This window comes from Streptomyces xingningensis, assembly GCF_054957865.1.
Genome location: NZ_JBDJPF010000002.1, coordinates 161,114 through 174,216, shown reverse-complemented (window position 1 = coordinate 174,216; position 13,103 = coordinate 161,114). Strand labels below are relative to the sequence as shown.

At 70.9% G+C, this 13,103-nt stretch carries 9 protein-coding genes and 1 pseudogene; 5 read left to right on the top strand and 5 right to left on the bottom strand.

Annotated features, from left to right (window positions below):
• Window positions 1–64: 64 nt before the first annotated feature.
• The 3 genes from uvrC to ABCR83_RS02005 all read right to left on the bottom strand — a co-directional run bounded on the left by uvrC (window position 65) and on the right by ABCR83_RS02005 (window position 3,646).
• A complete protein-coding gene (gene uvrC / locus ABCR83_RS02015; protein WP_462692637.1) occupies window positions 65–2,035 on the bottom strand; it encodes an excinuclease ABC subunit UvrC in 1,971 nt (656 codons plus the stop codon).
• Window positions 2,036–2,181: 146 nt separating this feature from the next.
• Window positions 2,182–3,021, bottom strand: coding sequence for a hypothetical protein (locus ABCR83_RS02010; protein WP_462692635.1), 840 nt, complete (start codon window positions 3,019–3,021; stop codon window positions 2,182–2,184).
• A gap of 4 nt (window positions 3,022–3,025) precedes the next feature.
• Entirely contained in the window at window positions 3,026–3,646 is a 621-nt protein-coding gene (locus tag ABCR83_RS02005; protein WP_462692633.1) for a papain-like cysteine protease family protein, read from the bottom strand.
• Between the two features lie 235 nt (window positions 3,647–3,881).
• Between ABCR83_RS02005 and ABCR83_RS02000 the strand changes: the two genes are divergently transcribed.
• The gene (locus ABCR83_RS02000; protein WP_462692631.1) at window positions 3,882–4,820 is read left to right on the top strand and encodes a hypothetical protein; all 939 of its coding nucleotides are present in this window, start codon (window positions 3,882–3,884) and stop codon (window positions 4,818–4,820) included.
• Between the two features lie 112 nt (window positions 4,821–4,932).
• The gene (locus tag ABCR83_RS01995) at window positions 4,933–5,862 is read left to right on the top strand and encodes a carbohydrate kinase family protein (RefSeq protein WP_462692629.1); all 930 of its coding nucleotides are present in this window, start codon (window positions 4,933–4,935) and stop codon (window positions 5,860–5,862) included.
• Between the two features lie 47 nt (window positions 5,863–5,909).
• Here the strand turns inward: ABCR83_RS01995 and uvrA are convergent, their stop codons facing one another.
• Window positions 5,910–8,951 carry an excinuclease ABC subunit UvrA gene (uvrA, locus tag ABCR83_RS01990; protein ID WP_462692627.1) on the bottom strand — a complete coding sequence of 1,014 codons (3,042 nt, stop codon included), beginning with the start codon at window positions 8,949–8,951 and terminating at the stop codon, window positions 5,910–5,912.
• Between the two features lie 245 nt (window positions 8,952–9,196).
• Here uvrA and ABCR83_RS01985 point away from each other — a divergent pair, with 245 nt between their 5' ends.
• The 3 genes and pseudogenes from ABCR83_RS01985 to ABCR83_RS01975 form a co-directional block, all read left to right on the top strand.
• Entirely contained in the window at window positions 9,197–9,883 is a 687-nt protein-coding gene (locus ABCR83_RS01985) for a maleylpyruvate isomerase family mycothiol-dependent enzyme (protein ID WP_462692625.1), read from the top strand.
• A gap of 32 nt (window positions 9,884–9,915) precedes the next feature.
• Entirely contained in the window at window positions 9,916–10,572 is a 657-nt protein-coding gene (locus ABCR83_RS01980; RefSeq protein WP_462692623.1) for an MBL fold metallo-hydrolase, read from the top strand.
• Between the two features lie 183 nt (window positions 10,573–10,755).
• Window positions 10,756–12,027, top strand: a pseudogene (locus ABCR83_RS01975) (MFS transporter); the annotation flags it as partial.
• Window positions 12,028–12,048: 21 nt separating this feature from the next.
• Here the strand turns inward: ABCR83_RS01975 and ABCR83_RS01970 are convergent.
• Window positions 12,049–13,047, bottom strand: coding sequence for a TerC family protein (locus tag ABCR83_RS01970; protein ID WP_462692621.1), 999 nt, complete (start codon window positions 13,045–13,047; stop codon window positions 12,049–12,051).
• Between the last annotated feature and the right edge of the window lie 56 nt (window positions 13,048–13,103).

Here is a 13,103-nt window from a genome sequence, read left to right as displayed (position 1 = left end):
CGGGGCCGTCTTCCTCTGATCCTGCTCTGATCCGGGGCGGGGGGCCGGTCCGGGGTCCGGGCCGTCATCCGTCCGCCTCTTCAATGATCTCGCCGGTCGCGGTGTTGACGGCCGGTGCGGGCGGGGCCGTCCGGGCGAGTGTCGCGACGATCGACTCGGCGGTCTTGCGGCCGATGCCGGGGATCTCGCAGATCTGCTCGACGGTGGCCGCGCGCAGGCGCCTGACCGAGCCGAAGTGCTTGAGCAGGGCCTGCTTGCGGGTCTCGCCGAGGCCGGTGACCGCGTCCAGCGGCCCGGCCTTGATCGCCTTGGCGCGCTTGCCCCGCTGGTAGGTGATGGCGAAGCGGTGCGCCTCGTCCCGGACCCGCTGCAGGAGGTAGAGGCCCTCGCTGGTGCGCGGTAGGACGACCGCGTCGTCCTCGCCGGGGAGCCAGACCTCCTCGAGCCGCTTGGCGAGCCCGCAGACGGCGACGTCCTCGATGCCCAGCTCGTCCAGTGCCCGGCGGGCGGCGGCGACCTGGGGCTGCCCGCCGTCGACCACCACCAGCTGGGGCGGGTAGGCGAACCGTCTGGGGCGGCCGTTGTCGTCGCGGGCGCCGTCCTCGGGCTCCTCTTCGACCCACTCCCCCGTCTTCTGCTTCTCCTGCACATAGCGGCGGAAACGGCGGCCGACGACCTCGTGCATGGCGCGGACGTCGTCCTGGCCCGTGAAGCTCTTGATCTGGAAGCGGCGGTACTCGCTCTTGCGGGCGAGGCCGTCCTCGAAGACGACCATGGAGGCGACCACGTCCTGGCCCTGGAGGTGGGAGATGTCGAAGCACTCGATGCGCAGCGGCGCCGAGTCGAGCCCGAGGGCCTCGGCGATCTCCTCGAGGGCGCGGGAGCGGGTGGTGAGGTCGGAGGCCCGCTTGGTCTTGTGCAGGGCGAGCGCCTGCAGGGCGTTGCGCTGGACCGTGGCCATCAGGTCCTTCTTGTCGCCGCGCTGCGGGATGCGCAGGTCGACCCGGGAGCCGCGCCGCTCGGCGAGCCATTCGGTGACGGGGCCGGGCGGCTCGGGGAGGGCGGGCACCAGGACCTCCTTGGGGACCGCGTCGCCCCGCTCCTCGCCGTAGAGCTGCTGGAGGGCGTGCTCGACCAGGCCCGCGGTGTCCACGGCCTCGACCTTGTCGGTCACCCAGCCGCGCTGGCCGCGGACCCGCCCGCCGCGGACATGGAAGATCTGCACGGCGGCCTCGAGTTCATCCTCGGCGACGGCGATCAGGTCGGCGTCCGTGGCGTCGGCGAGGACGACGGCGTTCTTCTCCATGGCGCGCTTGAGCGCCGCTATGTCGTCGCGCAGCCGGGCCGCCTTCTCGTACTCCATCTCCTCGGCGGCCTCCTGCATCCGCTGTTCCAGCCGGCGGAGGTAGGCGCCGGTGCGGCCGGCCATGAAGTCGCAGAATTCTTCGGCCAGTTCGCGGTGTTCCCCGGGGGTGACGCGGCCGACGCAGGGCGCGGAGCACTTGCCGATATAGCCGAGCAGACAGGGGCGGCCGATCTGGTGGGAGCGCTTGAACACCCCGGCCGAGCAGGTCCGTACCGGGAAGACGCGGAGCATCAGGTCGACGGTTTCACGGATCGCCCAGGCGTGGCCGTAGGGCCCGAAGTAGCGCACGCCCTTCTTCTTGGCGCCGCGCATCACCTGGACGCGGGGGAATTCCTCGTTGAGCGTGACCGCGAGATAGGGATAGCTCTTGTCGTCGCGGTACTTCACATTGAAGCGCGGGTCGAACTCCTTGATCCAGGAGTACTCCAGCTGGAGCGCCTCGACCTCGGTGGCGACGACCGTCCACTCCACGGAGGCGGCCGTGGTGACCATGGTGCGGGTGCGCGGGTGCAGACCGGCGAGGTCCTGGAAGTACGAGGAGAGCCGCTGGCGCAGGCTCTTCGCCTTCCCGACGTAGATCACGCGGCCGTGCTCGTCCCGGAACTTGTAGACCCCCGGCGAGTCGGGGATCTGTCCCGGCTTGGGTCGGTAGCTGCTGGGGTCGGCCATGCCCACACCCTACTTCCGGGCAGTGACAACTCCATCGCCCGGAGGCCCGTCACGCCTTTGGCCCCGGCGGCGAAAATGGTGCCACCGGGGCCAAAGGACACGGGCGGTGCGCAGGGTGGGGGGGTGCCGGTGCGCTGACGGGGACGTCAGCGGCGACGGCGCCTTCGCACCGCCACGGTGCCGAGGCCGAGCACGGCCAGTGCGGCTCCGGTGGACGCCACCGCGACGGGCGCCACGGAGGAACCGGAGTCGTTCTTCGGTGCCACGGCCGCGGAGTTCTCCGCGGTCGGTGAATAGCCCCCGGCCAGCCCCTTCTTCGCATAGGCGGAGCCGGGCAGCTTGTCGCCGTAGGCCTTGTTGACCCGGGCCCGGTAGGCGTCGACCGTGGTGCCCTTGGCACCGATCGCCCGCTCCGCGTCCGCGCCGAGCGGCAGGACGCGGTCGCCGCGCTGCACGAACCAGGCGTTGATCTGGGGCTCCTGGAAGACCGTGCCGCCGCCGAGCTTCTTCGCGCCCTCGGCCGCGTGGCGCGTCTCGTCGTCCCCGGTGGCGATGTTGACGACCTTCCAGGCGCCGTCGGTGCGTGCGGTCCACACCGAGGCCTGCTGCCCGTCGGCCGAGACGGCCTTGGTGGCGAAGAAGTCGAGCGTGGCGATGGGGGCGCCCTTCTTGCCCGCCATGAAGTCCGCGGACAGCGAGTAGACGGGCACGGTGGCGCCGTCGAGCCGTGGCTTCGCCTGCTCCGCCGCGATGGCGTGGTCGCGGGCGAAGAAGCGGGACAGGGTGTCCAGGGTCGAGGGTGCCGCGGCCGCGTCGTGGGCGGCGCCGGTGCCCACGACGGGCGGCTGGGGGACGGCCGCCGGCCCGGCGGCGTACGCGAGCGGGGCCAGCCCGAGCAGACCGGCGGTGAGGGCACCGGCGGCCAGGGCGCGGGTCGCGTTCCGGCGGGAGGCTGCGTTCTTGCGGGAGAGTGGCCGGTCGGTCATGCCCTCACGCTCCGATCCGGTAGAGCGAGTGGGTCCAGGCGAACCGGTTGTTGTTCACGTACCAGTTGTGGTCGGCCCAGTTGTAGCGGTTGCTGGACGGCCAGGGATCGCCCCAGTAGACCATGTTGCCGGCGGTGTCATAGCCGTAGATGACGTGCATATGGCCGCCGCCGTTCTTCCAGCCGATGCGGGTCTCGACCGGCCGGTTGGCGTTGATCTCCTTCTGCACGGTCGCATAGCGCAGCCAGCCGTCCACATAGGAGCCGCGGTTGATGCCGGCCCAGCCGAGGGCGTTCTGCACATTGCCCAGCGTGGCCTGGCTGTTGGGGCAGGTGCTGCCCTGCTGCCGGTTGAAGGCCGCGTTGCAGAACTGGTTCTGGCTGTAATTGCGCCCGAAGTAGGTGGCGATGGTGTTTCCGGAGCCGGCCCAGCACCAGTTGGTCTTCTGCTGGGCCTGCATGGTGATGTTGAGTTTTCTGGCGGAGCTCAGACTTGACTGCCCGTCGGTCGAGGCGGTCGCGGTGGCGGTGGGGAGTGCGAGCAGCGCCGCGGCCGCGAGGGCCGCGATCGACAGGCGTCTGCCCGGTATTCGGGTCTTTTCCGGTCGTGCCGAGGCACGGGACATGATGTTCTCCCGTGATGGTGGGGGGGGTGGAAAGGAGACAGCGCACTCGGCGCTGGAGAGGAGCATCGGGTGTTGTCGGGTCCTGGTCAACAGGATTCAATGCGGGATGAGGAAGCGGTGTGAACGAGCCGGGCCCCATGTGAACGGCGCATGGGCGGCGAGGAGGAATGCGACAATCCAAGTGGCCGGAATCCCCTGCACCATGGGTGAAAATTCACAGGAGGGCGCGAGCGGAATGGCACGTACCAGCATTCAGGTGGCCGAGGCCGAGCTGGCCCAGGCGCTGCGTACCGGACCGTTCCACCTGGCGCTGCGCACGGCGCTGACGGCGCGTGGGCTGGCGCTGCACCGGGTGCAGCACCGGCTCGCCCAGCGCGGCGTCAATGTGGGGGTGACCAGCCTGAGTTACTGGCAGCAGGGCGCCCGGCGGCCCCGGCGGCCGGAGTCGCTCAGGGCGGTGCGGATGCTGGAGGACATACTGGGCCTGCCCGCGCACGCGCTGATCCGGCTGCTCGAACCACCGGACCACCGGGTGTCCGAGCGGCCCGCCGCGCGCTCGCTGCGTTCACTGATCGAGGAGTCGCACGCGGTGCGGCGGCTGCTCGCCGAGCTCGAATCCCCGGCCGACGGCGGGCTGCACACCGTCTGCCATCTGGAGCGCGTCGTCATAGGCGCGGGGCGCGAGTTGCGGGAGCGCGATTCGCACCATGTGGTCCGGGCGCACCGCGACGGGGTGGACCGCTATGTCGCCATCCACCACGGGGACACCGGTTGCGACCCGGGGCAGGTGGTCGTACGGGCCACCGACAACTGCCGGGTGGGACGGGTGCGATGGCACACCGCGGCGGGTGTGCTGGTCGCCGAGCTGCTCTTCGACACCCGCCTGCGGGTCGGCGAGACCCATGTGTTCGGCTATGGGTTCGATGACGGGACGGGCGGGCCGAGCAGCGAGTATGTCCGCGGGTTCAGCTTCGCGGGCGGACAGTACGTCCTCCAGGTCCGTTTCGACGCCGCCGCCCTGCCGGTCCGCTGCCACCGCTTCGCCCGCGCGTCGGCGGGCGCGCCGCGCAGCGGTCAGCAGGAGCTGACGCTGGCGGGGCGCCACCGCGGGGTGCACCTGGTGGAGGAGGGGGTGCGGCCGGGGATCGTGGGGATCGGCTGGGACTGGTCCTGACGGGCCGGGGCGCGTCCATACCGGACGCCCGCACCGCACAGCACGGTGCTTGTTCCCCGGCCGGGTCGTCCCATGGCAGGCTGACGGCCTCCGCAGTGGAAAGGATCCCCACGTGATCGTCGTAGCCGGTGAAGCCCTGATCGACCTGGTGCCCGGGGCCTCCGGGAGTGACGGTCTCCCCGCCCTGCTGCCCCGGCGCGGCGGCGGCCCGTACAACACCGCCGTGGCACTGGGGCGGTTGGGCACCCCGGCCGCCTTCTGCTCGCGGGTGTCGGCGGACGGCTTCGGCGAGGCGCTGCTCGGCGGACTGCGGTCGGCGGGGGTGGACGTCTCGCTGGTGCAGCGCGGGCCGGAGCCGACGACCCTTGCGGTGGCGGACATCGGAGCGGACGGTTCCGCGGGCTATGGCTTCTACGCCGGCGGTACGGCGGACCGGCTGTTCGAGCTCCCGGAGCCGCTGCCGGACGGGACGCGGGCGCTGTGCCTGGGGACCTGTTCGCTGGTGCTGGAGCCGGGGGCGAGCGCCTATGAGGCACTGCTGCGACGGGAGGCCGGGCGCGGGGTGTTCACCCTGCTCGACCCCAACATCCGGCCCGGCATCGTCCCCGACGCCGATGCCTATCGGGCCCGGTTCCGCTCCTGGCTGCCCCAGGTGACCCTGCTGAAGCTGTCGGTGGAGGACGCGCGCTGGCTGGGCGGCTCGGTGCGGGACTGGCTGTCGGCCGGCCCGGCGGCCGTGGTGCTGACCCATGGCGGGGCGGGCCTGTCCGTCCACACCGGGGACGGCCGTACCCATACGGTGCCTGCGGCGCCGGTGGAGATCGTGGACACGATCGGCGCCGGCGACACGGTGAACGCCGCGCTGCTGCACCGGCTGGGAACGGCCGCCGCCCTGTCCCGGACCGCGCTGGCGGCGCTGGACGAAGCGGCCTGGCACGACATCCTGGGCTTCGCCGCCCGCGCCGCGGCGATCACCTGCTCCCGCGCGGGCGCGGAGCCGCCGTTCGCGCGGGAGCTGCGCACCGGGCCGCCCGGCCGGTGAGGATGCCGGGCCGGGGCACCGCTGCCCCGGCCGGGCGCCGCACGCGCTCAGGCCCGTCGGGCCCGCGTCGTCTTCTCGGCGGTTGCCGTCTTCTTGGCCACCGCTGTCTTCTTGGTGGCCGCCGCCTTCGCCGAGACGGTCTTCTTTGCAGCCGTCCGGGCCGCGGCGACCGTCTTCTTGGCCACCGCCTTTTTCGCCCCGGCAGCGGCGGGCTTCGCGGGGGCTTTCTTCGCCCCCTTCCGTGCCACGGGCGTGCCCAGCATCTCGCGCAGGAACCGGCCCGTGTGGCTGGCCTGGTTCTCCGCCACCTCCTCCGGCGTGCCCTCCGCGATGACCAGGCCACCGGCGTTGCCGCCCTCCGGGCCCAGGTCGACGACCCAGTCCGCCGTCTTGATCACATCGAGGTTGTGCTCGATGACGATCACCGAGTTGCCCTTGTCGACCAGGCCCGACAGCACCGAGATCAGCTTGTTGATGTCCTCGAAGTGCAGCCCGGTGGTGGGCTCGTCGAGCACATAGACCGTGCTCCCGGTCGACCGCCGCTGCAGCTCGCTGGCGAGCTTGACCCGCTGCGCCTCACCACCGGAGAGGGTGGGCGCGGGCTGCCCGAGCCGCACATAGCCCAACCCGACCTCGTGGAGGGTGCGCAGATGGCGCGCGATGGCCGGCACCGCCTCGAAGAACCCCAGCGCCTCCTCGATGGGCATGTCCAGCACCTCGGCGATGGACTTGCCCTTGTAGTGCACCTCGAGGGTCTCCCGGTTGTACCGGGCGCCGTGGCACACCTCGCACGGGACGTAGACGTCCGGCAGGAAGTTCATCTCGATCTTGATGGTGCCGTCGCCGGAGCAGTTCTCGCAGCGGCCACCCTTGACGTTGAAGGAGAACCGGCCGGGCTGGTAGCCGCGGACCTTGGCCTCCATCGTCTCCGCGAAGAGCTTGCGGATGTTGTCGAAGACGCCGGTGTAGGTGGCCGGGTTGGAGCGCGGGGTACGGCCGATGGGTGACTGGTCGACATGGACGACCTTGTCGACCAGGTCGTCGCCGTCCACCCGGGTGTGCCGGCCGGGAACGGCGCGGGCGCCGTTCAACTCCCTTGCCAGGTGGGTGTACAGGATGTCGTTGACCAGCGTCGACTTGCCGGAACCCGAGACACCGGTGACCGCCGTGAGCACCCCGAGCGGGAAGGACACATCGATGTCGCGGAGGTTGTTCTCGCGGGCACCGCGCACCGTCAGCTGCCGCTTGCGGTCGACGGGCCGGCGGATCTCCGGCGTGGCGATGGCCCGCTTCCCGGACAGGTACTGACCGGTCATCGACCCCTCGGTGGCCAGCAGTTCGGCCAGTGGACCGCTGTGCACCACCTTGCCGCCGTGCTCACCGGCGCCCGGGCCGATGTCCACCACCCAGTCGGCGACCTTGATGGTGTCCTCGTCGTGCTCGACGACGATCAGGGTGTTGCCCATGTCCCGCAGGCGCACCAGCGTCTCGATCAGGCGGTGGTTGTCGCGCTGGTGCAGGCCGATGGAGGGCTCGTCCAGCACATAGAGCACGCCCACCAGCCCGGAGCCGATCTGGGTGGCGAGCCGGATGCGCTGGGCCTCGCCGCCGGAGAGGGTGCCCGCGGCGCGGTTGAGCGAGAGGTAGTCGAGGCCGACGTCGACCAAGAACTGCAGCCGCTCGTTGACCTCCTTGAGCACCCGCTCGGCGATCTTCTTCTCGCGGCCGGTGAGCGTCATGCCCCGCAGGAAGCCGGCGCATTCGCTGATCGACATCGCGGAGACCTCGGCGATGGAACGCCCCTGCACGGTGACGGCGAGCACGATCGGCTTGAGCCGGGTGCCCTCGCAGGTCGGGCAGGGCACCTCGCGCATATAGCCCTCGAAGCGCTCCCGGCTGGAGTCGCTCTCCGCCTCCGAGTGCCGCCGCTTGACGAACGGCAGCGCGCCCTCGAAGGCCGTGGTGTAGGCGCGCTCCCGGCCGTAGCGGTTGCGGTAGCGCACCTCGATCTGCGTCTTGTGGCCGTTCAGCAGGGCCTTCTTGGCGCGCTGCGGGAGCCCTGCCCAGGGGATGTCGGTGCGGAAGCCGAGGGCGTCGGCGAGCGCGCCGACCAGTCGGGCGAAGTAGTCCTTGGTGTGGCCGTGCGACCAGGGGCTGATCGCGCCCTCGTCCAGGGACTTGTCCTCGTCGGGGACGATCAGCTCCGGGTCGACCTCCATGCGGGTGCCGATGCCGGTGCAGTCCGGGCAGGCGCCGAAGGGCGAGTTGAAGGAGAAGGAGCGGGGCTCCATCTCCTCGAAGGACAGGTCGTCGTACGGGCAGTAGAGGTGCTCGGAGTACATCCGCTCGCGCTCGGGGTCGTCCTCGGCGAGATCGACGAAGTCGAGGATGACCATGCCGCCGGAGAGGCCGAGTGCGGTCTCGACCGAGTCGGTCAGCCGGCGCTTGGCGCTGTTCTTGACGGTGAGGCGGTCGACGACCACCTCGATGGTGTGCTTCTCCTGCTTCTTGAGCTTGGGCGGCTCGGCGAGCTGGATCGTCTCGCCGTCCACCCGGGCCCGGCTGTAGCCCTTGGTCTGCAGGTCGGCGAAGAGATCGACGAACTCGCCCTTGCGCTCGCGCACCAGCGGGGAGAGCACCTGGAAGCGGCTGCCCTCCGGCAGCTCGAGCACCTTGTCCACGATCGCCTGCGGCGACTGGCGGGAGATCGGCCGGGCGCACTCGGGGCAGTGCGGCCTGCCGATGCGGGCGAAGAGCAGGCGGAGGTAGTCATAGACCTCGGTGATGGTGCCGACCGTCGAGCGCGGGTTGCGCGAGGTCGACTTCTGGTCGATGGAGACGGCCGGGGACAGGCCCTCGATGAAGTCCACATCGGGCTTGTCCATCTGGCCCAGGAACTGCCGTGCATAGGAGGAGAGCGACTCGACGTAGCGGCGCTGCCCCTCGGCGAAGATCGTGTCGAAGGCGAGGGACGACTTGCCCGAGCCGGAGAGCCCCGTGAAGACGATGAGCGAGTCACGGGGGAGGTCGAGCGAGACGTTCTTGAGGTTGTGCTCGCGCGCGCCACGGACGATGAGACGGTCTGCCACGCCGGTCGGCACCTTTCTTGAGAGAGGTGGGGGTGCGCCGGCCCCGCTCCCACGGCCCACCCCGTACGGGGCTGGGCGCGAGAACCGAGGTCGGTGCGAAGCGATGCCCCCAACCCGGTCAGAGTACGAGGGCGCCACGGCCATGTCTTAAGGATGCCGCACCCCGAGCCTATAGCACGCACATTCGATTTACGCCGGAATTTGGGCTCCTTCACCTGAACGAGTGGCGCCGCTATGGTCGGCGCATGATTGATCACGAGCACGACCTGGCCCTGTTGCGGGAGGCGACCGACCGGCTGCTGAGCGCGGCGGGCAGGCTGGGGGACAGCGCCGTCGCCGAACCCTCCCGGCTCCCCGGCTGGACCCGTGGGCACCTCCTCGCCCATCTCGCCCGCAACGCCGATGCCCTGGTCAACGTCCTCTCCGGGCGCCCCATGTACCCGAGCGCGGAGAGCCGTGACGCGGACATCGCCCGGGACGCCCCGCGCACCCTGAGCGCCCACCTCGACGACCTGCGCGACAGCGCACAACGCTTCCTGGAGACGGCCGCGGCGCCGGCCGACTGGTCGCGCACGGTCACGCTCCGCAATGGCGTCACCGACAGCGCGTCCCGGGTCCCGTTCCGGCGGCTGATCGAGGTCGAACTGCACCATGTGGACCTCGGGACCGGCTATGAACTCAAGGACCTCCCCGCCGAATTCAGCGACCGGGAGATCGGCTTCCTGACGGAGCGGTTCGCCGGCCGCCCGGATGTGCCCGCGCTGCTGCTGACCGCGCCGGACGGACGCCGGTGGCGCACCGGCCGCGCGGAGGGCCCCGAGACCCGGGTCACCGGCCCCACGGCCGAGCTGCTCGGCTGGCTCGCGGGCCGCCGCGAGGGCTCGGCACTGGAGTCCGGCGGTGCTCCCGTGCCCGTCCTGCCACCGCTGTAGAGACGGTGAACGAGGCGAACTAGGCTGAATCCATGGCATACACCGGAATGGTGTGCGTCGGCGGGCCCGCCGACGTACACGAGCTGACCGACCTGATGATCTCGAAGGTCGCCGTCGGCCCGATGAACAACAACGCCTATCTGCTGCGCTGCCGCGCGACGGACGAGCAGTTGCTGATCGACGCGGCCGCCGATCCGCACACCCTGATCGGCTTCATCGGCGACAGCGGGATCGCCTCCGTGGTCACCACCCACCGCCACGCCGACCACTGGGGCGCGCTGCGCGAGGTGGTGGACGCCACCGGCGCCCGCACCCATGCGGGCCGCGAGGACGCCGAGGGCATCCCCGTGCCGACCGATGTGCTCGTCGACGACGGCGACACCATCCGCGTCGGCCGCGTCGAGCTGACCGCCCGCCACCTGGTCGGCCACACCCCCGGCAGCATCGCCCTGGTCTACGACGACCCGCACGGTCACCCCCATCTGTTCACCGGGGACTGCCTCTTCCCGGGGGGCGTCGGCAACACCCACAACGACCCGAAGGCCTTCGCCAGCCTGATCCACGACGTGGAGACCAAGCTCTTCGGCCCGCTTCCGGACGAGACCTGGGTCTACCCGGGGCACGGTGACGACACCACCCTGGGCGCGGAGCGGCCCCACCTCGCCGAGTGGCACCACCGCGGCTGGTGACCCGGCCGGCGGCCATGCGCTCCCCGGCGGCCGGTCCCGGACCCGCCCCGGGGGGCGCACGGAGCCGCCGGGGCGGGTGACCGACGGCGTCTCCCCGCGCCCCGCACAACGCCTCCACACGCCCCGTGTCCCCAGCACACCGGGGAAGTTGGACGGTGCATGCACCGTGACCGTTCCCCGGACATGTTCCGTCTGGCGGCCGCGTCCCTGGCCGGAACCGCCATCGAGTTCTACGACTTCTTCGCCTATGGCACCGCCGCGGCACTCGTCCTCGGCCCGCTCTTCTTCCCGACCGTCTCCCCCCTCACCGCCACCCTCGCGGCCTTCGGCACCTTCGGCGTCGGCTTCCTCGCCCGCCCGCTGGGCTCGGTGCTCTTCGGGCACCTCGGCGACCGGCACGGCAGGCGCCCCGTCCTGATCGCCTCGCTGCTGCTCACCGGGCTCGCCACCGTCGCCGTCGGCCTGGTGCCCGGCTATGCCGACATCGGCATCAGTGCCCCCTTGCTGCTGCTCGTGCTGCGCTTTCTGCAGGGCCTCGGCCTCGGCGGCGAGTGGGGCGGCGCCGTGCTGCTCACCGCCGAGCACGCACCCGTGCACCGCCGCGCGCTCTGGTCGAGCTTCCCCCAGGTCGGCCCCTCGGTCGGCTTTCTGCTCGCCAATGGCATCGCCCTGACCCTCTCGGCCACCCTCAGCGACGCGCAGTTCCTCTCCTGGGGCTGGCGGGTCCCGTTCTGGGCGGCGGGCCTGCTGGCCGCCGCCGGGCTGCTGCTGCGCACCCAGCTCTCCGAGACGCCGGAGTTCCGCGAGCTGAGCGCGACCGAGACCCGGTCCCGGCTGCCCGCCGCCGAGGTCGCCCGCCATCACTGGCGGACCGTGCTGCTCACGGCCGGCGGACTCTCCGTCGGCTATGCCGTCTTCTACACGGTCTCCACCTGGTCCCTCTCCTATGGCACCGAACGGCTGGGCGTCGACCGCACGGTCATGCTCGCCTGCATCATGGTGGCCGTCGCGCTCTCCGGCGCCGCCACCCCGCCGCTCGCCCTGCTCGGCGACCGCCTGGGGCGCCGCCCGCTGTGCCTGTTCGGCTGCGCCGCCGTGGCGCTCTGGATGTTTCCGCTGATCGCACTGTTGCGCACCGGCCGCCCACCACTGATGCTGCTGGGCTTCACCATGGCCACGCTGTCCTTCGTCACCGTCTTCGCGGTGGTCGGCGCCTACCTCCCCGAGCTGTATGAGCCGCGGGTGCGCTGCACCGGCGCGGCCGTGGGCTACAACCTGGCGGGCGTCGTGGGCGGCGCGCTCACTCCGCTGGTCGCCACCGCGCTGGCCCGGGGAAACGGCCCGCCCTGGGGTGTGGCCGCCTATCTGACGGCCGTCGCGCTGCTCAGCCTGGCCTGTTTCGCGCTGCTCCCCGAGACCCGCCCGGCGGCCGCTCCCGCCGCGGTCGCCACGGCGGTGATCCCTCGCCCCGACGACTCAAACCCGGCCGGCTCGGACCCGGGCGTGCTCCCGGCCCTCCGCCGCCTCGGCCTCCCGCTTTCCGGACGCCCGCAGGCTGGTGACCGTGGTGACGACGAGCACCGCGCAGATGACGCCGAGCGAGACCGGGATGCTGATCTCGGGAACGGCGACGCCGCTCTCATGCAGCGCGTGCAGGACGAGCTTGACGCCGATGAAGCCGAGGATCACCGAGAGCCCGTACGAGAGGTGGACCAGCTTCCGCAGCAGGCCGCCTATCAGGAAGTACAGCTGCCGCAGCCCCATGAGCGCGAAGGCGTTGGCGGTGAAGACGATGTACGGGTCCTGGGTGAGGCCGAAGATCGCCGGTATTGAGTCGAGGGCGAACAGCACATCGGTGGTGCCGATCGCCAGCATGACGATCAGCATCGGGGTCATCAGGCGCTTGCCGTTCTCGACCACGAACAGGCTGGTGCCGTGGTACCGGTCGGTGGACGGAAAGCGCCTCTCGACCATCTTGAGAAAGCGGTTCTCCTCAAACTCTTCCTCCTCCCCACCGCTCCGCGCCTCCTGGATGAGCTTCCACGCGGTCCAGACGAGGAAGGCGCCGAAGATATAGAAGATCCAGGAGAAGTTGGCGATGATCGCCGCACCCGCGCCGATGAAGACGGTCCGCAGGACCAGGGCTATGAGAACGCCGACCATCAGCACACGCTGCTGATATGCGGCCGGGACCGCGAACTTGGCCATGATCAGCACAAAGACGAAGAGATTGTCGACGCTCAGCGACTTCTCGGTGATGAACCCGGCGAAGAACTCACCGGCCGGCTCCCCGCCGCCGAAAACCAGCAGCCCCAGCCCGAAGAGCCCGGCCAGGGCGACCCAGACCACGGTCCAGATCCCGGCCTCCTTGATGGAGACCTCGTGCGGCTTGCGGCCGCCGATGAAGAAGTCGGCCGCGACCAGGGCGCACAGGCCAAGGATGGTCAGCGCCCAAAGCGTCAGCGAAACGTCCACGGTCCCTCCGGCAGGTCGTATGGCAAGAAGGTACAGGAACCACCAAGAGAAAGTAA

What these genes read in the sequence shown, in the direction of transcription:
- ABCR83_RS01985 (WP_462692625.1), top strand. Translation starts at nt 9,197, where the DNA reads ATGATTGATCACGAGCACGACCTGGCCCTGTTGCGGGAGGCGACCGAC.
- ABCR83_RS01980 (WP_462692623.1), top strand. Translation starts at nt 9,916, where the DNA reads ATGGCATACACCGGAATGGTGTGCGTCGGCGGGCCCGCCGACGTACAC.
- uvrC (WP_462692637.1), bottom strand. Translation starts at nt 2,035, where the DNA reads ATGGCCGACCCCAGCAGCTACCGACCCAAGCCGGGACAGATCCCCGAC.
- ABCR83_RS02005 (WP_462692633.1), bottom strand. Translation starts at nt 3,646, where the DNA reads ATGTCCCGTGCCTCGGCACGACCGGAAAAGACCCGAATACCGGGCAGA.
- ABCR83_RS02010 (WP_462692635.1), bottom strand. Translation starts at nt 3,021, where the DNA reads ATGACCGACCGGCCACTCTCCCGCAAGAACGCAGCCTCCCGCCGGAAC.
- ABCR83_RS02000 (WP_462692631.1), top strand. Translation starts at nt 3,882, where the DNA reads ATGGCACGTACCAGCATTCAGGTGGCCGAGGCCGAGCTGGCCCAGGCG.